Source organism: Arthrobacter sp. K4-10C (assembly GCF_059090085.1).
In genome coordinates this window covers 242,733-264,534 of the sequence record NZ_JBNHFI010000007.1, presented here as the reverse complement: position 1 = coordinate 264,534, position 21,802 = coordinate 242,733, and the positions used below count along the sequence as shown (strand labels likewise).

Sequence of the window (21,802 nt, the reverse complement as noted above, 5' to 3'; positions counted from 1 at the left end):
GAGGTACCGCCGATGCATGGCTTGTCTACGTCACTGGTTTTGATTGCCGTGCTGGCTATCGTGGCTCCGCTCGCTGCCCGCTTCCTCGACCGTGTGGTCAAGGTGCCGATCGTTGTGTTCGAGATTGTCCTTGGAATCCTGCTCGGCCCCAGCCTGCTGGGTTGGATTCAACCCACAGAGTTCATCGACACACTCGCCCAGTTCGGGCTCGCCATGCTCTTCTTCGTTGCCGGCAACGAAATAGATTTCGCCCTGATCCGCGGACGGCCCGCCCGCCGCGCCTCTGCCGGCTGGGCAATCTCACTGGCGGCAGGCATTGGCGCCGGCTTTGTCCTCGCACCGTCCCCGGCGGCAGCGGTGATCATCGGCGTCGCCTTGTGCTCTACGGCGCTGGGCGCACTGCTGCCCATCCTTCGTGATGCCGGCGAATCGAAGTCCCCGCTCGGCGTCGCGGTCACTGCACTGGGTGCGGCGGGTGAGTTCGGTCCCCTGGTTGCCATCTCGCTCTTCTTCAGCGGCAGGCAGTTGGGGCCGGCAACAGCGGTCCTTCTCGGGTTTGTCCTCCTCACCGGGCTGGCAATTTTCCTCGCTTCCCGGGCACGGCATACCTTGCTCCATTCCCAGGTCACCCGGACCCTGCACACGAGTGGCCAGTTCGCCGTCAGGTCCATCATGTTCATCCTTACCGTGCTCGTGGTGCTCAGCATGGTGCTGGGGCTGGACATGCTGCTGGGCGCATTCGCCGCCGGAGTCCTCTGGAAGGTGGCTATCGCGCGCGCCCCCGGGCATGACCGCCACGTGATCGAGATGAAGCTCGACGCCATCGCTTTCGGCTTCCTGGTTCCCATCTTCTTCATCGACACCGGCATCGACTTCGACTTGCGCGCGCTCACAGCCAGCCCGGCCGCACTCGCCCTGGTCCCGCTGTTCCTGGTCCTCCTGCTGATCATCCGCGGTCTGCCGTCGCTGCTCGCGGCACCGGCGCGTTCCACGGCCGCCCTCAAACGCTCCATCGTCCTGTTTGGTGCCACGGGACTGCCGATCATCGTGGCTGTGACCGCCATCGGACGGGACGAGGGGCTGATCCCGAGCGGAATCTCGGCCGCCCTGGTGGGAGCGGGAATGCTCTCGGTACTCCTGTTTCCCCTGCTCGCACTCCGTCAGCGCCCACGTAAACCAGCGCTGAAGCCAACGGCGGACGCGGAGACGGGGTAGTGCCCTCTTCTATTCGAACACCAGGCCTATTTCGAACACCTGGCTGGCAAAGAAAGGGGTGGCAGCAATGCCTGCCATAGAAACGACCCACGGAAAGCAGACGCGCCTTCGGACGGGAGCGGCTCTCATGGCGCTGGCAGGGCTGGCATTCGTGGCGTACGCCGCAGTCTTCCTGATAGTCAACTTCACGGGGGCATTCCTTGAGCTGGGCATCGGTCCCGGCGAAGTGGACAAGGGAAAGACGGAAGTGGAGGCGTTCAGCCCGCAGCTGTCCCACTACATCAGCCACCTGCATATCGCGCTCAGCGGCTTCATCGCTGCCACCGGACTCGCCATCTCCGGCCTGGCCTGGTACGGCGTGCGGCGGGGAGAACGCTGGGCCCTCACTACCGCCGTAGTCGTCACGGTCGTCGCGCTCGGAGTGTCGGTCCCCGCGCACTACCCGTGGGGACTGGCCACGCCCGGCCACCTCGGCCCGGTGTATGTGGCCGTCGTCATTTTTCTGGCCGGGGTTGCTGCTGCCTACAGCGGGTTGCGGGCGCCACGATCGGCCGCCATTGACACAGGCGGGGGTTAAAGGGGTTTCCTCCGTGTGAAGGCTGGGGGTGAAGCGACTAAGAGTGGGCGTTCCTTCCGCCTACTTTGGTCAGCCTCACAACGGCAAAAGCCTGAAGGAACGCCCCCTTTTCTGACCTGCTGCTGGGTGACCAGCTTTCTGACGATGCCAAGGCCAGCACTTCGACGGGCGTTCTGGCATGAGGCGGCCAGCTCTGGATAGATCTGAACACGTCACGATTATGAACAGATAACGACACCGCCACGGGCCCTTCAATCACGAGTGAGTAACCCTTAGTCAGCGCATGGAGCATCCACCTCGCCACGCACCTAAACTTAGCCATGAGCACGACCGCGTCGTTGATCCTGATCTTCTGTGCTGCTTCGGCCTGGATCGGTTTGACGGTCCTCGTGCTAGTACGGCTGCGCCGTCGCCGGAACGGGTCGTCGCTGGTAGCTTCGGCTCAGCCTCCCGGCAAGCCCGTCAGCAACCTCCCTTACAGGCCCTGGCGCCGCGTCCGCCCTGTCACAAGTCAGACGTCGGCTGGCAAGCGCGGGAGTCAGACGTCAGCTGGCAAGCGCAGGCTGCGGCTCAGGAAAGTCCGCGGTTGACTCTACTCGCACAGCGGTCCGCCAGGTCCACGACAGGTCCCGGATGACGGATGCGAGGGAACGCTTCCTGCCCTCTTCGTACGGCGACGTCCGCAACCCGGTTCCTGGCCTTTCGCCAACGCCTTACCCAACCGGCGGTCTGTCAGGCAGCAGGCGCCTGCTACAGGCCTTGGTCCTCGCGCCGGGCCTCAAGCACCGATTCCCGGAGCCGGCACTTGGCCAGGGCAAGGGCGGCATACGCCGCTCCCCGGGCCACCGATAGTCCCAGCTCTTGCGACACGAGCCTGATCTCCGGGACGATGGGAAGGCTTTGCGCCAGTCGCTCCCGTGCTTCGGGAAGGACTTCGTCCACGAGCGGACTCAAGCGGCCGACAAAGTACACGGACTGCGGGTCCAGCGTCACCGCGACGGCACCGACGGCGGTTACTATCGCCGTCGTAAAAGCCTCCACTACTTCCGCGCGGGCCGACGCTTCCTGTGGCTGGGACCAGAGTGCTTCGATACCCTCCAAGTCCAGTCCCCGCATCCGGGCGAATTGGAGGAGACCCTTTGTGCTCAACAGCCCGTCAAGCGTCTCGTTCCCAACGCCGGAGAAGAGAACACGACCAAGATCGCCGAAAGCAGGGGTCCGCCCGTGGGCGATCTCATGGTCAGTACAACTGGCGAAGCTCAACACCGTACTAAGCATGAACAAAGCAGCATTCCCTATGCTCGCATCGTCCTTCAGGATCCCCCGCAGGGACGCACTGGCATCGCTCTCGAGGATCACGGGAGCCTTCAGTCGATCTTCAATAGTCTTCTGGAGCAGAGGATCCACAAAAATCTTCATTGATTCTTGTGTCCCGGACCGTCTAGTTCCATTCCGGACCCGGCCGGGCAGCGCGGCGACGATTTGGCGCAATGGCCCCTCTGCTGAATCGCTGGTCTCCAGAATCAAGTCGACCAGCCATTCGGCAGTGGTTCCGGCATCGCTTCCCTGGAGGCTCGGAACAATTACGTGCCTAACCTCGCGACCCCTCAGATCTGATACCAGGACGCAAGTGGTTTGCGCCCCGGAAGCGATACCGACAATGTGCCCCGCCGTGCCCGGTACATCCAGATATGTGGAGGGCCGACCACGGCGCACAACCAAATTGACTCCCTGCTCGACGACGAGACCCTCAAGACGAAGCTCATCCACCTTCCGGGACACCGTAGCCTGGCTCAAACGCGTCAGTTCGATCAGTCTGTTCCGCGTCAAAGGTGCCTCTGAGAGGACCGCATCAAGGACCGACGCCTTGCTGTAGTCACGCGCCGTGGGGCTGCTGCTCATAGCACAACCCTAAAGTCATTGAACCGGGAACAGGTACATGATGGCGATGCTCCGGTTTCGCCGATAGGGGCTAGATCTGTCCAACCGTCCGCCGGCCCCGGCAGAACAACAAAACTGCCGGGGCGTACTGGTCGGTCGGTCCGGAGGCCCATTACGGGCTCGGCCTGGGTACCGGATAGATGCTGCCTGGCGCGCTCAACTCCCAGGGAATCGTACGGAGTATTCACGCATCGATTGGTACTAGCGCATCTTGGCTTCAGTGATGGCTGATTCTTCCAGGCCCCAGTATTCCAAGGAGTCCTTGTATTCCGGGGTTTCCAGGACGGACTGGATCGCTGCCTGGAGTGCCGGTGTCAGCGGTGATCCTTTCTTCACACCCATGGCGACGTTGGTGTCCGTGCGCGTATCCATCCTCGGCTCCAGGATGGTGAAGTGGTTGGGCTGCTGTTCGTTGGCCCAGGCCAAGGCGCTGGCGTCGTAGAAGACGCCGTCGATCCGCTTGGAGTCCAGCTGCGTCAGTGCCTCCTGGACGTTGGGCAGCGTGATGGCGTTGATGGCCGGCTGGCCCTTTTCCTCGCAGGTCCACTTCGAAACGTTCGGCAGGTGCTTCAACTGCTGGGTGGAACCCTTGGTCACGCCAATGTTCTTGCCGCACAGAGTCTCGTTGGTCAGATTGAGCGGGTTGCCGTGGGGCACGGCCACCGCCGAGCCGCCCTTGAGGTAGTTGATCATGTCCAGCACCTTCAGCCGCTCCTCGGTGGCGGACATGGTGGTAGCGGTGAAATCGTACCGGCCGCCGTCGATACCTGGAATAATCGTGTCGAACGCCGTGTTCTCGAACTTCAGCTTCAGCCCCAGCTTCTTAGCCACCAAACGGGCGAGGTCCGGGTTCACCCCAATCGGGGTGGTGTTGTCCTCCGCCAGGAACGTCATCGGCGGGGAACTCAGATCCATCGCAACCGTCAGTTCACCCCGGGCCTTATACGACTCGGGCAACAGTGCCACCGCCGCCGCGTCCGGCTGGACACCCTCAGAGACGTCACGAGTGTTCTGCGTCTTGGGGATGTCCGTGTCCTGGGTGCTCGTTGCTGCCGTGCCGCCACAGGCAGTCAGGGTAAGCAGGACAGCAAGCCCTGCAGCCGCAGTCTGGATTTTGTTTCTGGTCTTCATGGTGCTTCCCTTCAAATGCTTTCAACTGAAGTAATCCGCTGATTGAATGAGATTTTTTGGTACATTGACGTTCGTACTCCTGCCGGGACAGGGGCCGACACTGCGTTGGCCCATCGCGTTTGTGGGCACCTACTCTCTTTGTGCTCCGTGTTTCACTGGTTATCAAGGACCAGCGGATCCTGGCCTTAGCGCAGTGGTTTGAAAGCACGGCCCATTCCTTCGAGCAGGCGATCGGCGTCGTCACTGGAAAAGGGCATTGGCGGGCGGAGCTTCAGGACGTTGCCTTGGGCGCCACAGGCAGAGATGAGAATCCGGTCTTGCCGGAGGGCATTTACGATGCCAGCGGCAGCCTCCCCGTCGGGTGTAAGTGTGGATCGATCAGTCACGAGGTCTACACCGACGAAGAAGCCCGTTCCGCGAACTTCTGCAACCCGGTCCATGCCCTCGGTAAGGTCTTTCAGTCCAGTGAGGATCTTTTCGCCCACCTTCAGGGCGTTTTCCATCAGTGATTCCTCGCGGATAGCGTCCAGGACGGCCTGGGCAGCGGCGATGGCGACGGAGTTTCCGCCGAAGGTGTTGAAGTAGCGGATGTTCTTCCCGAACTCCACCAGCAGTCCGGGCTTGAAGATGGCTGCCGCAACGGGAATGCCGTTACCCATGGGTTTGCCGATGGTCACGATGTCCGGAACGATTCCGTGGCGTTGGAAGCCCCACCATTCCTGGCCGGTACGGCCGAAGCCAGGCTGTACTTCATCTGCGATGTAGAGGCCGCCTGCGGCATGAACCTCTTCGATGATCGGGCTGAGGAAGCCCGTTGGGCCTGCGAAGATACCGTCGGAAGAGAAGATGCTGTCAGCGATAAAGGCCGCCAGTCCGATGCCGTGCCGGTGAAGATCAGCGATGGCGGCACGCACCTGATTCCGCAGGTGGTCCTCCAGGGATACTCGATCCGATGAGTATCGCAGGGCGTCCGGCGCGTCGATGACCCGCACATTTGTGCCCAGGGGCACACCGGCGCCCAAGGACGGCGAGAATGATGCTACCTCGGCGGTCAAACCGTGATATGCCCCGGACGTGACGATGATGCCCTGGTTTCCGGTTGCGTATTTAGCCACGCGCATGGCGAGGTCATTGGCTTCGGAGCCGGTGCAGGTGAACATGACATGGCCCAGCTCGGCCGGGAACGTGGACAGGAGCTGCTCGGAGTAGTCCAGGATCGATTCCTGCACATAACGGGTATTGGTGTTCAGCGTCTGCATTTGCTCGTGGACAGCGGCTATGACCCGCGGGTGTGCGTGGCCGACAGAGGGGACGTTGTTGTAGACGTCGAGATACTCATTTCCGTCCCGGTCGAACAACGTGACGCCCTTGCCGCGTACTACCTCCACGGGGGTGTCATAGAAGAGCCGGTAACCGGGTCCGAGGCTCTTGTCCCGGCGCAGGATGTTCTTCTGCATCTGGTCTGGGAGCTCGCCGAGGCGCTTGGGATCAAAGCCGTTGATCGTGGCTTTGGACGGCTTGCGAATTTGGGAAGTATCCATGGATTCTCCTGAAGGCTTGTTGGTCGGGTTCAGAATGTGAAAGGCAGCTTTGGTGCAGGGGCTGCGACTGTGAAGGCGAGCCGGTCCCAGTCCGGTTTTGAGTGGGAGAGGAGGTAATCGCGCCTTTGAGGCAGTTGGCTTGCCCGCCATTGGGTTATCAGGGCCCGCAGGAGGAGGCGGGCCTGGGCCGAGATGATCAGGGCCTCCAACTCCTGGGCGGGCAGCGGCCGGACGCTCCAATAGCCTTCCATGACGTCAAGTGCATGCTCCCAGGGCCTGGCGGGGTTTGCGCCCAGCAGGTTGGCCATGGTGACGCTGAGGTCGAAGATCACCGGGGTTCGCACGACGTCTCCGAAGTCGATAATCCCAGCCACATACTCCTGCCTGTCCGGGTCGACAAGGACATTGAACGGGCTGAAATCCCCGTGCACGACCTGCGAGGTCAGGGAATGGAGAAGCGGAACCACCGTCTGGTCGAACTGGTCGAATATGTGCTCTGCCATGGCGCGTTTTTGCTGCCCATCCACAAAGTCAAGGAACGGCCGCATCCGGTAAAAGTGCTTGAGGTCCCAGAGGAGCAGGCGGTCGGCTCGAGGATGGTCGAAGTCCTCCAACGCAAGGGCCAGACGGGCGAGGCTTGAGCCCACCAGCTGAAGCTGAACCGCCGAGGCCTGGTGATGGGCCAGCAAATCACCCGGCATGAAGCGCATCACCCGAAGTACCCGGTCAAAGGGTCCGTCAGGCGCCGGGATGAGGACCTGTGGATCTCCGCCAAGGCTCCTGACAAGACGCTGGACGGGAAGATCCGTGGCAGTCCGCTCCAAATGCTCCATGCATGCCGTCTGAAGGTGGACGATCACCGGATCCTCTTCGGATGAGGACACTTTCACCAGATACGTTTCCTCGCCGTCCCGCAGGCGGAAAGTCTCGTCCTTCTCGGTGGGAATCCGAACAAGCCTCCCCTTCAGGGCGTAGGACTGTTCAAGGAGTTCCATGACAGTCGAGTCCGGGAGCTGGGATTGCTCTGCCAGGAGTCCACTCTCCAACGCAACGGCGTCGATAAAGGCAGAGCCGCTATTGGCGTCCCCGGCCGCCTGCGTGCGGCCGCCGTCCCAGGTGGCCGCAGCCAGGCCGGTATGAAGTGCGGTGGGGTCAAGAGAGGAACTCATCTCACCCTTTCAGTAGTCGAAGGAAGTCAGGAGGACGGCTGTCGCGAGCTGAAACGTTCGGGTCGGACGAAGCATCCTTCGTGTTTCTGTCTGCGCCCTCAGGTAGCCGGGCATGGGGCGTTGGGACCAGCGCCGGAGGCGACTTTGACGTTCTCGAAGGTCCAGGACTTCTGGCGGGAGGTGATGGTGACGCCGTCGGAGGTTTCGGCGATGCGGAACAGGCCGGTGTCCCCGCCCCCGGCGCTGCGGCCGTGGGCGGGAGAAGCGGCTTCGAATCCGGTGACGGAATCGGACAGGCGGGAGGCCTGCCAGAGGCCCATGCTGCCGATGTTGCCCAATCCAACAACGGCCAGGTTGCCATCCGTCATTCAGATCAACTTCTGTTCAAAGACGCTTCGCACAGGAACCGGTTTAGAGACCGAGGTGCTTGTTCAGTTCGTCCAGGGACTTCACGGTGGTGTAGTTGTAACCCTCGGTGATGGGGTCATAGCCACGGTCCAGCAGAATGGTGTTCCGGAAGCCCATGTCGTGCATCGGCATCAGGTCGTACCGGGTGTGCGAGGACACGTGCAGGAAGTCCTCAGGGTTGGCGTTAAGGGTGTCCAGCATGTACTCAAAGGCCTGATAGCGCGGCTTGTAGGCCCGGGCCTGTTCAGCGGTGTAGACAGCGTGGAAGTCTGCACCGAGCCTCGGAACAGTGATGTCCAGGAAGCTGTCGTCCGCGTTGGACAGGATCACCAGCTGGTAGTTGTCGCCCATCGTCTTCAGTGGAGCCGGCACGTCCTCGTGGGCAACCCAGCCGCGTACGGCATCAGTGAACTCTGCGCCGGCTCCTTCGGTCGGCTCCAGACCCCACCGCTTGCAGACCCGGTCAAAGGAATCCTGGAAGATCTGCTCGTATGGCTTGTAGTCGCCGCAGACCTCGTCGTACCGGTACCCGCGGAACATCGCCTTGAAGGCAGGCCACTGCTCTTCAGAGATACGGCCATCCAGGAGGCGACGGGTGGTGGGATCAATGTTGAAGTTGACGAGCGTGCCATAGCAATCAAAGGAGACGTACTTCGGCCGGAAATTGGTTGTAGCCATGATTAGTCCTTCATTGAGGTGTTAGGTCATTGAGGTGTTAGGAGAAGGCGGCGGCTGTTGTCAGCTCGTCTGCTGTCCGCAGCGGCCGAGCCGCGCTTTTTGATCCACGATGAATCTAAATCGCGGAGCTGTCGATTGTCAACAACTTTCTGCGATTATTCCCGCGGAGGTCCGCGTGGAAACCCAAGTGGCTGGCCGAATGCTGGGCACCTCAACTATCAATGGAGGCCCGGAGGCGGCTATAGCTGGATATACTTCGCCGGAACCCTATTATTGCGAATGATTCTTGATAAGATGGTCAGCAATCCCCTACCCCACCCCTGATGTAAGGAATCAACATGCTCCCCGCCCTGCCAGTAGGCTGCAAGAGATGAGTCCGACGGCGGCGCGGAACTTGCGCTTGAAACCTACGCGTCGGCGTCCTGCCAGAGTTGAACCTGCGCCGCAACTGCTGTTGGCCAGCCAACTGGTCTTCAACATCGGCTTCTATGCAGTAGTGCCGTTCCTCGCGGTAGCTATGCGGAACGACTTCGGAATGGGCGCGATGGCCATCGGGATCGTTCTTGGCGCGCGAACCTTCGCCCAGCAGGGTCTTTTCCTTTTCGGTGGGGCACTTGCCGACCGGTGGGGAGCCCGGCAATCCATGATTACCGGATGCCTGGTCCGGATTGCCGGCTTTCTGCTGCTCGCTTGGGCCGCAGACTTCCCGCTATTCCTGATCGGAGCCATCGTCACCGGCATTGGCGGGGCGCTGTTTTCGCCTGCACTGCAAAGCCTCGTTGGCGCTGCCGCCGAGCGCAGCACGACCGACGAAGGCGACCGCCAGGATCGGATATCCCGGGAGGCCGACCACAGCGGCGGCGAACGGCAGAACAACAGATCCACCCTCTTTGCACTGCTGGTGGTCTGCGGCGAAGTGGGCGTAGTTGTCGGTCCCCTGCTGGGATCCCTTCTACTCGATACCGGCTTTGACACTTCCCTGCTGGTCGGGGCCGCCGTCTTTGCCGTGATGGCTCTGGTCTTTTGGCTGTTTCTGCCGAAAACCCCGGCTCAAGCGCCCCAAACCTCAGCCAAGCTGCCAAACGACTTACCGCCGTCGGACCTTTGGTCCTGCCTCAGGGAGAAGAAATTCATAGGGTTCGCAGCCTTCTTCAGCGTCAATCTCCTGGCGACCAACCAGTTGTATTTCGGGCTTCCGGTGGAACTTGAACGCAGCGGTGCGGGTGTCCAGGCCCTGGCAGTGGTCTTTGGCTACGCATCCATCCTGACCATCACGCTTCAATGGCCGATAGCGCGGCTCATGCGCAAGGCCGGTCCGAAGGTTGCGCTTTCCCTGGGCTTTGCTTTGCAATCCCTCGGCTTCGCCTCACTCGCTGCAATGGCCGTAGTCCCGCCGCCCAGCGGACTCCCCACACTACCGGCCTTTTTGCTGGTGACAGGTCTTGCACTCGGCAACATGTGCGTGCTGCCCATCGCCATGGGGCTGGTGCTGGAATTTGCGGCCGGACGTCCCACTGGCGCATATTACGGACTGCTCGCAAGCGCCGGAGGCCTAACGGTCGTCATCGGCAACACAGCCCTCGCCCCGCTGTACGAACTCGCCTACACGCCATCAGTCAATGCACTCGCCCCCTGGCTCCTCCTGTCCCTGCTCGGGGCAATAACGGCAACCTTCATCCGCCGGTTCATCCCCGGCTCCCCCAGCCGCGTCGAGATTCGACGGGGATCCCGGGCTGCTGCCTGAGAACCGGCATTCCGGAAATCCCGCCCAGCGCGCCTTGCAGGACGCAGCCGGCAACCGCTTCACAGGCCACCCGCCGTCGTCCGTTTTCTGCCTGCGCACCCGCAGACGTTCCGCATAGCCGCCTAAGCGGGTCGGGAGCCTTCAACAAGACGCATTTATGCCATTTCAAGCTTGATGCCGCCCACCTGATATATTAGTTCCACCTCCCGTGTATATTAGCTCTGGATCTCAGCTCGCCTGAGGAAATGATCGTCAACTCAATGAGGAGTGAACAGCATGCAGCAACTAGCGAACCGGCTCGAGCGCCTAGGCACCGAAACGGCCTTCAGCGTCGCACAAGCAGCCGCCGCCTGGAAGGCGAAGGGGAATCTGGTGTACCCCTTCCATCTCGGGGATATCAACATTCCCACCGCACCGAACATCGTTGAAGCGATGAACCGCGCGATCGCGGACGGCCACACTGGCTATTGCCCCGGCCCGGGCATTCCGCAGCTGCGCGAAGCCCTCGCCGACGACATCGGTTCGCGCCGCGGTATCAAGTTTTCCCCCGACAACGTGGTGGTGATGACGGGCGGCAAACCGGTGATCACGAAGTTCCTGCAGGCGGTCATGAACCCCGGCCAGGAAGTGCTTTATCCCAATCCCGGATTCCCCATCTATGAATCGCAGATCGAGTACTTGGGCGGCTCCGCTGTGCCGTACCGGTACGTCCCCACGAGCACGGGCTTCGCCATCGACCTCGAGCAGATTCGCTCGTCGATCACGCCCAACACGGTAGCCATCATCTACAACGACTTGCAGAACCCCATCTCAGCCGAATCGACTGCAGCAGAGCGGGAGGCCATCGCACAGCTCGCAATCGAACATGACCTCTGGGTACTCTCCGACGAGGCCTACTTCGAGACCCGGTATGAAGGGGTGTCCAGCTCGATCGCCGCGCTTCCCGGCATGGCCGAGCGCACGGTCATCCTCTACACGTTCAGCAAGAAGTTCGCCATGACCGGATCCCGCCTCGGCTGCGCTGTCGCCCCGCCCGAGATCGCCCAGGTGCTCAGCACGCTCAACACCAACGACGAGTCCTGCACCACGCACTACGTGCAGTGGGCCGGCGTCGAGGCACTCCGTGGCCCCCAGGAATCTGTGCAGCAGATGCTTGACACCCTGCAGAAGCGCCGGGACACGGCCTGCGAACTCGTAAATGCCATCCCCGGCGTGCACGTCGCCGTGCCACAGTCGACGTTCTACCTGTTCCCCGACGTCACGGAGGCCATGGAGCGCATGGGTTACTCGGCAGTCGGCGACTTCGCCACGGATGCCCTGTACAAGACGGGTGTCTCCTTCTGCACGCGCGAGCACTTCGGCCGGCGCCTGCCCGGCGAGGAGCGGCAGTACATCCGGCTTGCGTACTCAGGCATCGAGGTGGCTGATATCCGAGACGGCCTCGGACGCCTGCGCGAGTGGATCGAGACGGCATGAGCCGGGTAGTCGTCACAGGGCGGGTTCCCGAGGACGCGCTCGAAAGGCTTCGGGCCGAACACGAGGTTGATGCCTGGACCGGCCCCGAGTCCATTGGCCGCGACGAGCTCCTGCGCCGGGTGGCCGGCGCCGATGCCATCGTGAGCCTACTCACCGAACGCATCGACGGTGAGCTGCTCGACGCGGCAGGCCCGCAGCTCAAGGTCGTCTCCAACGTCGCTGTCGGGTATGACAACATCGACGTGCCGGCCTGCACAGGACGGGGTATCGTCGCCACCAACACACCCGGCGTGCTGACCGAGGCGACGGCCGACATCGCGTTCGGGCTCATCCTCATGGCCACCCGCCGGCTCGGTGAGGGCGAACGGCTCATCCGCGCCGGCCAGGCGTGGAAGTGGGGCATGTTCTTCCTGCTCGGCAGCAGCCTGCAGGGCAAGACCCTCGGTGTCGTGGGCATGGGCGGCATCGGCCAGGCGACGGCGCGCCGGGCCAAGGCCTTCGGCATGGACATCGTTTACCAGTCCCGCAGCGAGATCGATCCCACGGTCGCCGCGGAACTGGGCGCCCGCCGGGTCGACCTCGACGAGTTGCTGACTGTTTCCGATGTCGTTTCGCTGCACTGCCCCTACGGAGCCGCAACACACCATCTGATCGGCGCCGAGCAGCTCGCAGCGATGAAGAGCTCAACATACGTCGTCAACACTGCACGGGGACCAATCATCGACGAAGCGGCCCTCGCCGCGGCGCTTCGCGATGGCGTCATCGCAGGTGCCGGGCTCGACGTCTTCGAACACGAGCCCCAGGTGCACCCCGAATTGCTCGACCTGGAGAACGTGACACTCGTGCCGCACCTCGGCTCGGCAACCGTGGAGACGCGCACCGCCATGGCAGTGCTCGCCGCCGACAACACACTCGCCGTGCTCCGGGGTCAGCGGCCACCCACTCCGATCGGCTAGTGGCGACGGGCACACCAGAACAAAACGAGTACGGGCCCCGTCCAAAGGATGAGGCCCGTACTCGTTGTGCCCGAGTCTCCGTCGGCTTAGCCGGACCTGTCAACTGACCGGCGGATACCAACTATTCTGACGGCGACTCCCGTCAGGACCAGGCTGATTCCCAGCGCCATCAAAATCCAGACAGGCACCGCAGCGGAGTCGATGTTCCGGTAGCACTCTGCGGCCAACCCGGTAGTCTGCATCTGTGAATCGGCCATTTCAGCTGCGTGGCTGTGCGGGAGCAGAGGGCTGCCGCACAGCGGCCCTACGGTCTTCAGCCCGATAACGAAGCTCAGGATCTGCAGGGCGAATCCGACGGCGACTGTCAAAATCCAGCCGCGCCGCTGAGCAAGTTCCTGATTGATGTCCTTGGTCGCATCTCCGGGAGAATCTCGAACCTCCATGTTTAGAGCTTAGTGGGAGTCCCGCTTTCCCTGATTCGTCATTATTCAGGCCGAGGCGACCCGTGGAGTTAATCCGATGTCAGAACATCAGGGCGTACACCGTCACAGGTCTCCGCTCATGAACGGGACCGGCTCATCGATGGATAGAACACTGTAAAGTCGGCCCGTCGGCAAGGGAATTGCGACCCTGCGATTTCAGAGATCGTCTTCGGGTCGGGCGGCGAGGATCCGGTTGGCGCGGACCTGCAGGATGCCGAGCGACTCCTGGATCAGGGGCGATGCGATGCTGCCCCTGCGCACCGCAGCGACAATACGGCGCGCGGGCTTCCCCTTGCCGGTAATGCGCAGTCGAACCACGTTTTCTGCACTATGCAGGGGTGCCAGTCGCGGCAGGAGGCCCACGCCCAGGCCGGCACCAACGAAGGCGATCTGGGTTTCCCACTCAACGGCCTCATGGGCAATCCGCGGCGTCACCCCGACTGCCGTGAACGCCGCAGTGAACAGGGAATGGTAGGTGGAGCCTGGAGCCTCGGTGATCCAGGGTTCCGATGCCAGCTCTTCGAGCGTCACCGTTTCCCGCGATGCCAACGGGTGGTCGGAAGGGATGATCACGTCCAGGGGATCATCGAGCAGAACGGTCTGCTCGAAGCGCAGATCATCCTCAACAGAGGTGTCGGACTGCATGGCGACGATGACCGCGAGGTCGATTCGCTCGGCAACCAACAAGTCGAAGCAGCGGGCCGGGTTGGCCTCGAGTACCTGCACCTCCAGCAGGGGGCGTTTTGAGCGCAGCGTCGCGGCCAGCGGCGCGAGCAACTGGGCGGCTGCAGTGGAGAATCCGCCGAGGCCAAAATGGGACTGCACCTGGTCGCCGGCCTCCATGGCTGCGGCGCGCAGGCTCTCCCATTCGGCAATGAGGTTGTCCGAGCCCGCCACGAGAAAGCGGCCCGTGGCGGTCAGCCGCACACCCCGGCCGTCCTTCGTCAGCAGCTGCATCCCAAGCACGCGCTGGAGCTCCCGCAGTTGCGCGGAGACGGCAGAGGGGGAATAACCTGTGAGCTCCGCGGTCGCGCCTATGGTGCCGCAACGGGCAAACACCCGAAGCGTGAGGAGCCTTGGATCTATCATGCACCTATTGTGCAGGGTTATCTTCTGAATGTTGCGCTTTTATTGCAGTTCCCATGTGCCTAATCTCATGACTACAAACCTTTTCAACATCGCTCAGTTGCACCCACCCACCCGTGGTCCCAACGCATTGCACACTACCCAGGCCCCCCGGGAGGAAACCCATGTCCGTTCCAGTGAACTTGTCCCTCAACGCCCGCGGAAAACTCGCTTCATCATTGCCTGCAGAGCAGTTGGCGGAGATCTCCGAGTTGTTCCATTTCCGCCGCGCGGGATATTCCCTCGATGCACCCTTCTACACCGATCCGACGATTTTCAACGTCGACATGCAGGCCATTTTTGGCAAGCACTGGATTTTTGCCGCCAGCATCGCCGAGCTCCCGGAGCCGGGCGACTACGTCACCGTCGACTACGGGCCCTACTCGCTGATCGTGCTGCGCAACGACGACGGCGGCGTGAACGTCCTGCACAATGTGTGCCGCCACCGCGGCGCCCGCGTCCTTACCGAACCCGCGGGGTCAACGGGAAACCTTGTCTGCGGCTATCACTCCTGGACCTACTCCCCCAACGGCGACCTAATCCATGCCTCGGCACCGGGGGAAACGAAGTTCGACAAGGGCTGCTTCGGCCTCAAGCGCGCCCACAGCCGCGTGTATGCCGGACTCATCTTCGTCTGCATTGCGGATGAACCGCCGGCGGATTTTGACGAAACCGGAAAGATCTTCGAGCCTTACCTCGCGCCCCACGATCTGGCGAAGACGAAAATCGCCTACCAGCAGAACATCATCGAGGAGGGCAACTGGAAGCTCGTCATGGAGAACAACCGTGAGTGCTACCACTGCGACGGCCACCCGGAGCTCGCCTGTTCTCTCTTTCCCACCTGGGGCCTGACGGAGGGCTTGGTCCCGCCCCATCTCGAGGAAGTGTGGGACCGCAACAAGGAAGCGCAGTCATCGCTCGAGGAGCGTTGCAGGCGCTATGGCCTTCCCTATGAGGTCATTGAGGAGCTTGACACGCGTATAGCGGGAATCCGCATTTCACGGGAATCTCTTGACGGTGAAGGCGAATCGTTCTCGCCCGACGGTCGCAGGCTTTCCAAGAAGCTGCTCGGTGACCTGCGGGACTTCCGCCTTGGCCGCTGCTCGATGCACCTGCAGCCCAACAGCTGGTTCCATTTCCTCGGGGACCACGTCATCACGTTCGCCGTCTTCCCCGTCAACGAACACCAGACACTGGTACGCACCACCTGGCTGGTGGCTGACGACGCAGAGGAAGGCGTCGATTACGATCTGGAGAAACTCACCTACACCTGGAAGCAGACAAATCTGCAGGACAAGGCGTTCGTGGAGCTGTGCCAGAAGGGCGCCAGCAGCCCCGCTTACGAACCCGGCCCGTACATGAAGAGCGAATACCAGGTCGAAGCATTCATCAACTGGTACGTGCAGCGTGTCCAGGAGCACTTGGCATGATTGAACTCGGCACCGAAACGGCAATCCAGGAACCACAGCGCATTCGCGGTCTTGAGATGCCGTGGAACAGGGTGATGGGCAGCAGCGAGGGACCCGCCCGCGCCGCCCACGCACTAGGTCCGTGGCATCCGCAGGAGTTCATGGCGGAATGCGTCGAGACCGTTCCCGAAGCGGGCGGCATGATGACGTTCGTGTTCCGCCGCTGCGACGGTGCGCCCCTGGCGTTCCGTGCGGGCCAGTACGTGAACGTCGCCTTTCCGGTGAACGGCGAGGACCAGGATCCGGTGGACCGCAGCTACTCGCTGTCCAGCTCGCCCACGCAGCCGTGGACCTTCAACATCACCGTCAAACGCGACCCCACGGGACTGGTCTCACCATGGGTGCACCAGAACGTCAAACCCGGCACCGTCCTGGAGATGCTCGGACCGGTCGGGGCGTTCCACCTGCCTGACGCCGACCGGCGAGCACGGTACCTCTTGCTGGCCGCCGGCGCAGGCATCACCCCCATCATGTCGATGGTGCGGACCATCCACTCCTTGCCCGGACAAGCCGATGTCGTGGTGCTCTACCACGGAGCTGAGGCCGGAGGATATGCCTTCCACCAGGAGCTGGCCTACATCGCCTCGGTGGACTCGCGAGTCAAGGTCTTCTACGCCCTGGGCGACCGCAGTAAGCCCGAAGGGTGGGAATGGCTCAGCGGAAGGCTGACGGCGGCCATGCTCGACGAGGTTGCTCCCGATGCCAACGGCCGCCAGGTCTATGCCTGCGGCCCCGAGGGGTACCTGAACACCGCCACCGAGCTCCTGGGGAAGGTCGGCGTCGACGATACCTCCATCAACATGGAATTCTTCTCGGGAGACCGCCAGACACTCCTTGAATACCAGGCGGAGATCGCGCTTGCAGTGGACATTGCAGAGGAAATCGCCGAGGAAATCGCAGATTCTGCCGAGGACTACTACGAAAGCCAGCCCACAGCGTTCGGACTCTACGAGCCCGGTTACGACGCCGAGGGACCCCTGAAGGCCACGGGGCTGCCGCTGGAAACCATCGACGTGGACGCCCCCTCCGAAGCCTCCGACGGCGGTCCGGACGTCGGGCCGGAGGCCATGTCCCCTGATGCCTCGAGCTTCGACACGGTCGGAACGGGAAGCCTCACCCTGTCCTTCATGCGCACTGGCATCAATGTGCGCATCGACCCCGCCGAACACATCCTCGGGGTGGCCCAGCGTGCGGGCGTCAGGATCGGCGCGAACTGCAAGGAAGGCATGTGCGGCTCCTGCAAGGTCGTCAAACTGTCCGGCGAGATCGAGATGAACCACCAGGGCGGCATCCGGGCACGGGAAATCGATGCAGGCAAGTTCCTGCCCTGCTGCTCCACGGCGCGGACCGATCTGGTGATAGATGCCTAGCCGCTCCCAACTGCTCTAGGCCGGACAGCATCCGTGCCTCCGCGGGTGGTGCCGGTTCCTGGGCAGCAGGACCGCAGCAGCCAGCAGTGAGGCGCTGAGGGATGCCGCCAGGACCCCTGTCGTCGCCTGGTCACCGTAGTTGCCGCCGTGGCCGAAGCTGAGCTCCGCGACCAGCAGGGAAACGGTGAATCAATCCCGCCGAGCGAACCCCCGAAAATATCGATCCATTCGATGGAGCGGTCCAGTCTTGCCCGGGTGGCCTTGGTAAGGAGCCAGACGGCTCCTAGGATCCCGATTGGTTTGCCCACGACCAAGGCGATGATGATCCCGACGGTCATATCAACCACGGCGAGTGTCAGGAGGAAAATCCGCAGTGCCCCGGGCAGGCCCCACCGGCGGCAGCGGCAACCGGAACGACCGACTTGCTGGGCTCGCGCAGATCCCCGATCAGGAACTCCCGCTTAAGTTCAAGGCCGACAAGGAAGAAGAAGATGGCCAGCAGACCGTCCGACGCCTACTCGCCCAGGCTGAGCTCCAGATGCCACGGCCCGTATCCGACCCGGATATCCCGCAGCTGGAAGTAACCGGCAGACAGCGGGGAGTTTGCCCAGATCAGCGCGATGACCGCTGCCGCCACCAGCAGCGCACCGCCGACAGTCTCTTTGCGCAGGATAGAACCGATGCGCAGCACCTCAGCAGAACTTCCTCCTCCGAACAGGAAGAAGCGGGGGCGGGCATCCGGTGAGTTCTGGTCCATTCGGTGCGTCCTCGGGTTGTCCCGACAAAAAGCCCCGTGCCGTCGTCCCGGTCAGCACGGCCCGGTGAATGTCACGTTAGTTCCTCCATGAGCCGGGCGAGGATGTCATTCATGGCGAGCAGCCCGACGAGCTGATTGCCTTCCACCACGACGAGCCGGCTGAGGTGGTAGCGGCTCATCAGGGCCGCGGCCTGGCGGACGGACAGGTCCTCGTTGACGGTGATTGCAGGGATCGTGGCTGCATCATAGACGTTCAGGAGGTCCACATCCCCTTCCTGCGCGACAACGGTGTCCAGAAGTTCCCTGTAGCTCAGCATGCCGTAGGCGTCGTGGGCGTGCTGCCGTTCCACCACCAGGCTCTTCACCTGGCGCTCCTTCATCATGGACAGCGCCTCCCGCAGGGTGCTGTAAGGGGAGATCGTGACGACCTCTGGGACCATGACATCTTTGACAGTGAGCATCTCTTCCTCCTTGTAAAGTGCTGGACCGGCTAGGCGCCTTCGCGGCGCAGATGCTCCTCGAATCTGACCACCTGGCGCATATCAATCCCTGTCAGGTGTTCGATGGGGATCGCGAAGGCCAGGCCACGGGATTCCGTTCCCTGAACCAATATCGAGTGAAGTTCCTTCAGGATCGGCGCGGTCAGGTGTGTCCCCACGACCATCAGCAGCACGGACTGAGTCCCTTCGAAGGTGAGCCCGAAAAACGTCTTCCTGGCTTTGCCCCCGATGCCCTTGCCCGGCAGGATGGTCACACCTGTGGCGCCGGCCCGCTGGGCGTGTTCGATCACCTTGTCTTCAAGCTCGTCCGGGGCGATCACGATGACTGCTGTGAATTTCATGCCGGTTCCCTCCTTGGGCGCGGAAATCTCTCCATCACCATGGCATACACGATGACGGAGATGACGGGGAAAATGGAGGCATACGCGATCAGGCCAAACCCGTCGATCAGCACGTCCCTGCCCTCCACGGAGGCAGCAAGGCCGATCCCGAGGGCGGTTACCAGCGGCACGGTGACCTCCGACGTCGTCACTCCGCCGAGGTCGAAGGCCAGCGCAATGATGTACTTCGGGGCGAAGAACACGAGCACGATAGCGACGGCGTAGGCGGCCATGATGAAGTAGTGGAACGGCCCTCCCACCAGAATGCGGTAGACACCGAACGCTATCCCTAGGGCTACACCGACGGCGACAATTACCCGGACGACGAATGCGCTGATCTTGCCCGGAGATGCGTCCTCGGCCTGTTCTCCGATGGCCACCAAGGCAGGTTCGGCCATGGTGACCGCAAATCCGATGAGCAGCGCGAACAGCAGGATCAGGGCCGGCACTCCCTGCGCGATCAGCTGCTCCGCCATTAGCGTGCCGAGTGGGAACAGCCCGAGTTTGAGTCCCACGACGAAGGCATAGAGTCCTACCAGGACCATGATGAAGCCGATGACGACCCGCAGCGGGTGGGGCAGCCTGCGCCGCAGGGCGACCCATTGGAAGAAGAGGACCACCGCGACAATGGGCAGGACCTCCCGGATCATTGAGGCGAGGCCAAGGATCATGCCGACTACCCAATCCGTTGGGTCCTCCCCGGTGCCGGTGACCGGCGGAGTATTCCCGGCATCACCGAAGGTGTAGACCCAGATGCCGTAAAGCTGGACGCCGATCATTGGCACCATCACGCACAGCGCCACCAGGCCGAAGCCATCGGCGAGCAGGCTGCGTCCCCTGATGGAGTTTGCCAGGCCGAGACCGATCGCCGCGATCAGCGGGACACTGACGATGTTGGTGGTAACCCCGCCCGAATCGTAGGCAAGACCAATGATCTCCGGCGGGGCGATATACGTCAGTCCCAGCGCCATCGCGTAGCCGGCTATCAGCAGCTTGTACACCGCCCAACCCCGAAGGACACGCAGGACGCCCAGGATCAAGACCAGCCCCACCGACACAGCGATGACGACGCGCAGCACCAGCCCATTGATCCGTCCATCACTGACCACTTGGGCCTGCTCGGCGATAGCGATCACCGCCGGCTCCGCGACAGAGGCAGCGAAGCCAATGGCAAACCCAAAGGGCAGCAACAACCCCAGGGCCCCGCTCCGGACGAACTGGTTAGCCAGGTTCTTACCGACAGGGAAGATACTCAGATCCAGGCCATATAGGAACAGGGCAATGCCCACAGCCACGATCAGGAGCCCCGCCATCAGTACCAGCGGATCATCGGGCATGGAGCGGAACACCAGCAATTGGAATAGAGCTACGACGATAACGATGGGCAGAAGGTTCCTGAGCGCCTTAAGGAATTCGCGGGCGAATCGGCTGAGGTGATCCATCGGGTCCTCTCCGGGAAAGATCCTGCGAGTACCTGGCTTTTTCAGTCCGCCGGTCCAGCCCAATCGCATTTACCAACCGAGTCTCGGGTGTGAATCGACGACACACGCGGGTCCACGGTCATCATCTCCGGCTCCCTGCGAGCCGGGCGACCCGGCGTTCAAGCGACGAGGATGCGGAATTGCTGACCGTCGCGGGTCTGGCAGTCGTGCAGCACCCCCGCGCCAGGCACAGTGAAGTGAGTGCTCTCCATTGGGCCCTCCGTTCCGTCGGTTCTCGGGGTAAATCCAGTCTCCAGCGGCGGTCAGGAAGGTGCCATTGGGCCTGACACCCATTTCCGGTGCGCCGCAGGCCCGGGACTCCGCGCCCATGGGTGCCAGCCCTCATGGACAAAGGACGCGCGCCGCGTAAGGCTAGTCGGATGCGGACTCCGCTCGAAACCAAGGCTGTTGGCGCGAACGCCGGCCTGCCTCCGAAGGGACCGGCACAGTTGCTGTTCTGGCGACTGTTCATCATCAACGGATTGCTCTTTGCCATCGGCACGCTCGTGTTGGCGCTTTCGCCGGCGACGGTGTCCTCTCCCGTCCTGCTCACCGAGGTACCGGTCCTGCTCGTAGGACTGGCTCTCATCCTCGCCGCGAACGCCGCCCTGGTCCGGGCAAGCCTGGCGCCGTTGGACGCGTTGACGACAGTGATGCGCCGCGTGGGACTACTGCGGCGCGGGGGCGATCGGGCGACCGAGGCCGGCAACGGCGACCTGAAGCACCTTATCCGCACCTTCAATGAGATGCTCGATCGGCTGGAGGCAGAGAACAGCGCGAGCAGCGCCCTCGCGCTGGCCGCGCAGGAGGGAGAACGCCAGCGGATCTCGCGGGAACTGCACGACCAGATCGGCCAGAGCCTGACCGTCGCCCTCCTCAGCCTCAAACGAGTCGTCGACCGAGCTCCCGACGATCTGCGCGAGGAGAGCCTTATCGCCCAGGATGCGGTCCGCTCAAGCCTGGAGGAGGTCCGACAGGTGGCGCAACGCCTGCGCCCGGGCGTGCTCGCGGACCTCGGCCTGCAGAGCGCGCTGACCTCCCTGGGCACGGAGTTCTCCCGCTCAAGCGGGATCCCGGTGACCTGGGAGATCGATGACGAACTCCCCGAACTCAGCGGGGAAATCGAGCTGGTGCTATACCGCATTGCGCAGGAGGCACTCACCAATGTCGCCCGGCACGCGCACGCCACACGGGTCGATTTCGCGCTCACCTCGACGACGAAGGGGCTGACCCTGCGGATTCTCGACGACGGACAGGGCGGCGACCTCCGGGAGGGCGCGGGCATTCGCGGGATGCGCGAACGTGCCCTGCTCATCGGTGCCGAACTGACGATCAACGCGCGACCGGGCGGGGGGACCGACGTTCGACTCGTCGTGCCAAGAGTCGAAGCGAGGAGTTGAAC

At 62.6% G+C, this 21,802-nt stretch carries 20 protein-coding genes and 2 pseudogenes; 8 read left to right on the top strand and 14 right to left on the bottom strand.

The annotated features are described in order from the left end of the window. Positions 1-12: 12 nt before the first annotated feature. Both AC5RUU_RS12065 and AC5RUU_RS12060 read left to right on the top strand, forming a co-directional pair. The gene (locus tag AC5RUU_RS12065; RefSeq protein ID WP_493975436.1) at positions 13-1,215 is read left to right on the top strand and encodes a cation:proton antiporter; all 1,203 of its coding nucleotides are present in this window, start codon (positions 13-15) and stop codon (positions 1,213-1,215) included. 67 nt (positions 1,216-1,282) lie between these two features. Beyond that, positions 1,283-1,792, top strand: coding sequence for a hypothetical protein (locus tag AC5RUU_RS12060; protein WP_493975435.1), 510 nt, complete (start codon positions 1,283-1,285; stop codon positions 1,790-1,792). Between the two features lie 750 nt (positions 1,793-2,542). On the opposite strand, the gene AC5RUU_RS12055 is transcribed toward AC5RUU_RS12060, so the two are convergent. The 6 genes from AC5RUU_RS12055 to AC5RUU_RS12030 all read right to left on the bottom strand — a co-directional run bounded on the left by AC5RUU_RS12055 (position 2,543) and on the right by AC5RUU_RS12030 (position 8,660). Next, the gene (locus tag AC5RUU_RS12055) at positions 2,543-3,694 is read right to left on the bottom strand and encodes an ROK family protein (protein ID WP_493975434.1); all 1,152 of its coding nucleotides are present in this window, start codon (positions 3,692-3,694) and stop codon (positions 2,543-2,545) included. A 240-nt stretch (positions 3,695-3,934) separates the two neighbouring features. Continuing rightward, complete coding sequence (locus tag AC5RUU_RS12050; protein ID WP_493975433.1) at positions 3,935-4,864, bottom strand: ABC transporter substrate-binding protein; 930 nt, start codon at positions 4,862-4,864, stop codon at positions 3,935-3,937. 185 nt (positions 4,865-5,049) lie between these two features. Beyond that, on the bottom strand, positions 5,050-6,405 hold the full coding sequence (locus tag AC5RUU_RS12045; RefSeq protein ID WP_493975432.1) for an aspartate aminotransferase family protein: 1,356 nt from the start codon (positions 6,403-6,405) through the stop codon (positions 5,050-5,052). Positions 6,406-6,434: 29 nt separating this feature from the next. Continuing rightward, positions 6,435-7,574 (bottom strand): phosphotransferase, encoded by a 1,140-nt coding sequence (locus tag AC5RUU_RS12040; protein ID WP_493975431.1) that lies wholly within the window; start codon positions 7,572-7,574, stop codon positions 6,435-6,437. 98 nt (positions 7,575-7,672) lie between these two features. Beyond that, positions 7,673-7,942 carry a hypothetical protein gene (locus AC5RUU_RS12035; RefSeq protein WP_493975430.1) on the bottom strand — a complete coding sequence of 90 codons (270 nt, stop codon included), beginning with the start codon at positions 7,940-7,942 and terminating at the stop codon, positions 7,673-7,675. A gap of 43 nt (positions 7,943-7,985) precedes the next feature. Further along, complete coding sequence (locus tag AC5RUU_RS12030; RefSeq protein ID WP_493975429.1) at positions 7,986-8,660, bottom strand: haloacid dehalogenase type II; 675 nt, start codon at positions 8,658-8,660, stop codon at positions 7,986-7,988. Between the two features lie 454 nt (positions 8,661-9,114). Here AC5RUU_RS12030 and AC5RUU_RS12025 point away from each other — a divergent pair, with 454 nt between their 5' ends. The 3 genes from AC5RUU_RS12025 to AC5RUU_RS12015 all read left to right on the top strand — a co-directional run bounded on the left by AC5RUU_RS12025 (position 9,115) and on the right by AC5RUU_RS12015 (position 12,836). Next, positions 9,115-10,404: an MFS transporter gene (locus AC5RUU_RS12025; protein ID WP_493975428.1), complete on the top strand. Its 1,290-nt coding sequence runs from the start codon at positions 9,115-9,117 to the stop codon at positions 10,402-10,404. Between the two features lie 276 nt (positions 10,405-10,680). Further along, complete coding sequence (locus tag AC5RUU_RS12020; protein ID WP_493975427.1) at positions 10,681-11,880, top strand: pyridoxal phosphate-dependent aminotransferase; 1,200 nt, start codon at positions 10,681-10,683, stop codon at positions 11,878-11,880. After that, entirely contained in the window at positions 11,877-12,836 is a 960-nt protein-coding gene (locus tag AC5RUU_RS12015; RefSeq protein WP_493975426.1) for a 2-hydroxyacid dehydrogenase, read from the top strand. Before AC5RUU_RS12020 ends, AC5RUU_RS12015 begins: the two co-directional genes overlap by 4 nt. Positions 12,837-12,922: 86 nt before the next feature. Here the strand turns inward: AC5RUU_RS12015 and AC5RUU_RS12010 are convergent, their stop codons facing one another. Then, complete coding sequence (locus AC5RUU_RS12010; RefSeq protein WP_493975425.1) at positions 12,923-13,279, bottom strand: hypothetical protein; 357 nt, start codon at positions 13,277-13,279, stop codon at positions 12,923-12,925. Between the two features lie 195 nt (positions 13,280-13,474). Next, positions 13,475-14,407: a LysR family transcriptional regulator gene (locus AC5RUU_RS12005; RefSeq protein ID WP_493975424.1), complete on the bottom strand. Its 933-nt coding sequence runs from the start codon at positions 14,405-14,407 to the stop codon at positions 13,475-13,477. Between the two features lie 161 nt (positions 14,408-14,568). On the opposite strand from AC5RUU_RS12005, the gene AC5RUU_RS12000 reads away from it, so the two are divergent. Next, positions 14,569-15,873, top strand: coding sequence for an aromatic ring-hydroxylating oxygenase subunit alpha (locus AC5RUU_RS12000; protein ID WP_493975423.1), 1,305 nt, complete (start codon positions 14,569-14,571; stop codon positions 15,871-15,873). Next, on the top strand, positions 15,870-17,282 hold the full coding sequence (locus AC5RUU_RS11995) for a ferredoxin reductase (protein WP_493975422.1): 1,413 nt from the start codon (positions 15,870-15,872) through the stop codon (positions 17,280-17,282). Before AC5RUU_RS12000 ends, AC5RUU_RS11995 begins: the two co-directional genes overlap by 4 nt. A gap of 15 nt (positions 17,283-17,297) precedes the next feature. Here the strand turns inward: AC5RUU_RS11995 and AC5RUU_RS11990 are convergent, their stop codons facing one another. The 6 genes and pseudogenes from AC5RUU_RS11990 to AC5RUU_RS11965 form a co-directional block, all read right to left on the bottom strand. Continuing rightward, positions 17,298-17,456 carry a hypothetical protein gene (locus AC5RUU_RS11990; protein ID WP_493975475.1) on the bottom strand — a complete coding sequence of 53 codons (159 nt, stop codon included), beginning with the start codon at positions 17,454-17,456 and terminating at the stop codon, positions 17,298-17,300. A 77-nt stretch (positions 17,457-17,533) separates the two neighbouring features. Continuing rightward, positions 17,534-17,620, bottom strand: a pseudogene (locus AC5RUU_RS11985) (Na+/H+ antiporter NhaA); the annotation flags it as partial. Between the two features lie 50 nt (positions 17,621-17,670). After that, positions 17,671-18,039, bottom strand: a pseudogene (locus tag AC5RUU_RS11980) (Na+/H+ antiporter NhaA); the annotation flags it as partial. 71 nt (positions 18,040-18,110) lie between these two features. Then, complete coding sequence (locus AC5RUU_RS11975; protein ID WP_493975421.1) at positions 18,111-18,500, bottom strand: CBS domain-containing protein; 390 nt, start codon at positions 18,498-18,500, stop codon at positions 18,111-18,113. A gap of 29 nt (positions 18,501-18,529) precedes the next feature. Continuing rightward, positions 18,530-18,880, bottom strand: coding sequence for a P-II family nitrogen regulator (locus AC5RUU_RS11970; protein ID WP_493975420.1), 351 nt, complete (start codon positions 18,878-18,880; stop codon positions 18,530-18,532). Then, complete coding sequence (locus tag AC5RUU_RS11965) at positions 18,877-20,361, bottom strand: DUF1538 domain-containing protein (RefSeq protein ID WP_493975419.1); 1,485 nt, start codon at positions 20,359-20,361, stop codon at positions 18,877-18,879. The genes AC5RUU_RS11970 and AC5RUU_RS11965 overlap by 4 nt, the downstream gene beginning before the upstream one ends. Positions 20,362-20,780: 419 nt before the next feature. Between AC5RUU_RS11965 and AC5RUU_RS11960 the strand changes: the two genes are divergently transcribed. Then, positions 20,781-21,800: a HAMP domain-containing sensor histidine kinase gene (locus AC5RUU_RS11960; RefSeq protein ID WP_493975418.1), complete on the top strand. Its 1,020-nt coding sequence runs from the start codon at positions 20,781-20,783 to the stop codon at positions 21,798-21,800. Positions 21,801-21,802 lie beyond the last annotated feature (2 nt).

What these genes read in the sequence shown, in the direction of transcription:
- AC5RUU_RS12065 (WP_493975436.1), top strand. Translation starts at nt 13, where the DNA reads ATGCATGGCTTGTCTACGTCACTGGTTTTGATTGCCGTGCTGGCTATC.
- AC5RUU_RS12060 (WP_493975435.1), top strand. Translation starts at nt 1,283, where the DNA reads ATGCCTGCCATAGAAACGACCCACGGAAAGCAGACGCGCCTTCGGACG.
- AC5RUU_RS12055 (WP_493975434.1), bottom strand. Translation starts at nt 3,694, where the DNA reads ATGAGCAGCAGCCCCACGGCGCGTGACTACAGCAAGGCGTCGGTCCTT.
- AC5RUU_RS12050 (WP_493975433.1), bottom strand. Translation starts at nt 4,864, where the DNA reads ATGAAGACCAGAAACAAAATCCAGACTGCGGCTGCAGGGCTTGCTGTC.
- AC5RUU_RS12045 (WP_493975432.1), bottom strand. Translation starts at nt 6,405, where the DNA reads ATGGATACTTCCCAAATTCGCAAGCCGTCCAAAGCCACGATCAACGGC.
- AC5RUU_RS12040 (WP_493975431.1), bottom strand. Translation starts at nt 7,574, where the DNA reads ATGAGTTCCTCTCTTGACCCCACCGCACTTCATACCGGCCTGGCTGCG.
- AC5RUU_RS12035 (WP_493975430.1), bottom strand. Translation starts at nt 7,942, where the DNA reads ATGACGGATGGCAACCTGGCCGTTGTTGGATTGGGCAACATCGGCAGC.
- AC5RUU_RS12030 (WP_493975429.1), bottom strand. Translation starts at nt 8,660, where the DNA reads ATGGCTACAACCAATTTCCGGCCGAAGTACGTCTCCTTTGATTGCTAT.
- AC5RUU_RS12020 (WP_493975427.1), top strand. Translation starts at nt 10,681, where the DNA reads ATGCAGCAACTAGCGAACCGGCTCGAGCGCCTAGGCACCGAAACGGCC.
- AC5RUU_RS12015 (WP_493975426.1), top strand. Translation starts at nt 11,877, where the DNA reads ATGAGCCGGGTAGTCGTCACAGGGCGGGTTCCCGAGGACGCGCTCGAA.
- AC5RUU_RS12010 (WP_493975425.1), bottom strand. Translation starts at nt 13,279, where the DNA reads ATGGAGGTTCGAGATTCTCCCGGAGATGCGACCAAGGACATCAATCAG.
- AC5RUU_RS12005 (WP_493975424.1), bottom strand. Translation starts at nt 14,407, where the DNA reads ATGATAGATCCAAGGCTCCTCACGCTTCGGGTGTTTGCCCGTTGCGGC.
- AC5RUU_RS12000 (WP_493975423.1), top strand. Translation starts at nt 14,569, where the DNA reads ATGTCCGTTCCAGTGAACTTGTCCCTCAACGCCCGCGGAAAACTCGCT.
- AC5RUU_RS11995 (WP_493975422.1), top strand. Translation starts at nt 15,870, where the DNA reads ATGATTGAACTCGGCACCGAAACGGCAATCCAGGAACCACAGCGCATT.
- AC5RUU_RS11975 (WP_493975421.1), bottom strand. Translation starts at nt 18,500, where the DNA reads ATGCTCACTGTCAAAGATGTCATGGTCCCAGAGGTCGTCACGATCTCC.
- AC5RUU_RS11970 (WP_493975420.1), bottom strand. Translation starts at nt 18,880, where the DNA reads ATGAAATTCACAGCAGTCATCGTGATCGCCCCGGACGAGCTTGAAGAC.
- AC5RUU_RS11965 (WP_493975419.1), bottom strand. Translation starts at nt 20,361, where the DNA reads ATGGATCACCTCAGCCGATTCGCCCGCGAATTCCTTAAGGCGCTCAGG.
- AC5RUU_RS11960 (WP_493975418.1), top strand. Translation starts at nt 20,781, where the DNA reads ATGCGGACTCCGCTCGAAACCAAGGCTGTTGGCGCGAACGCCGGCCTG.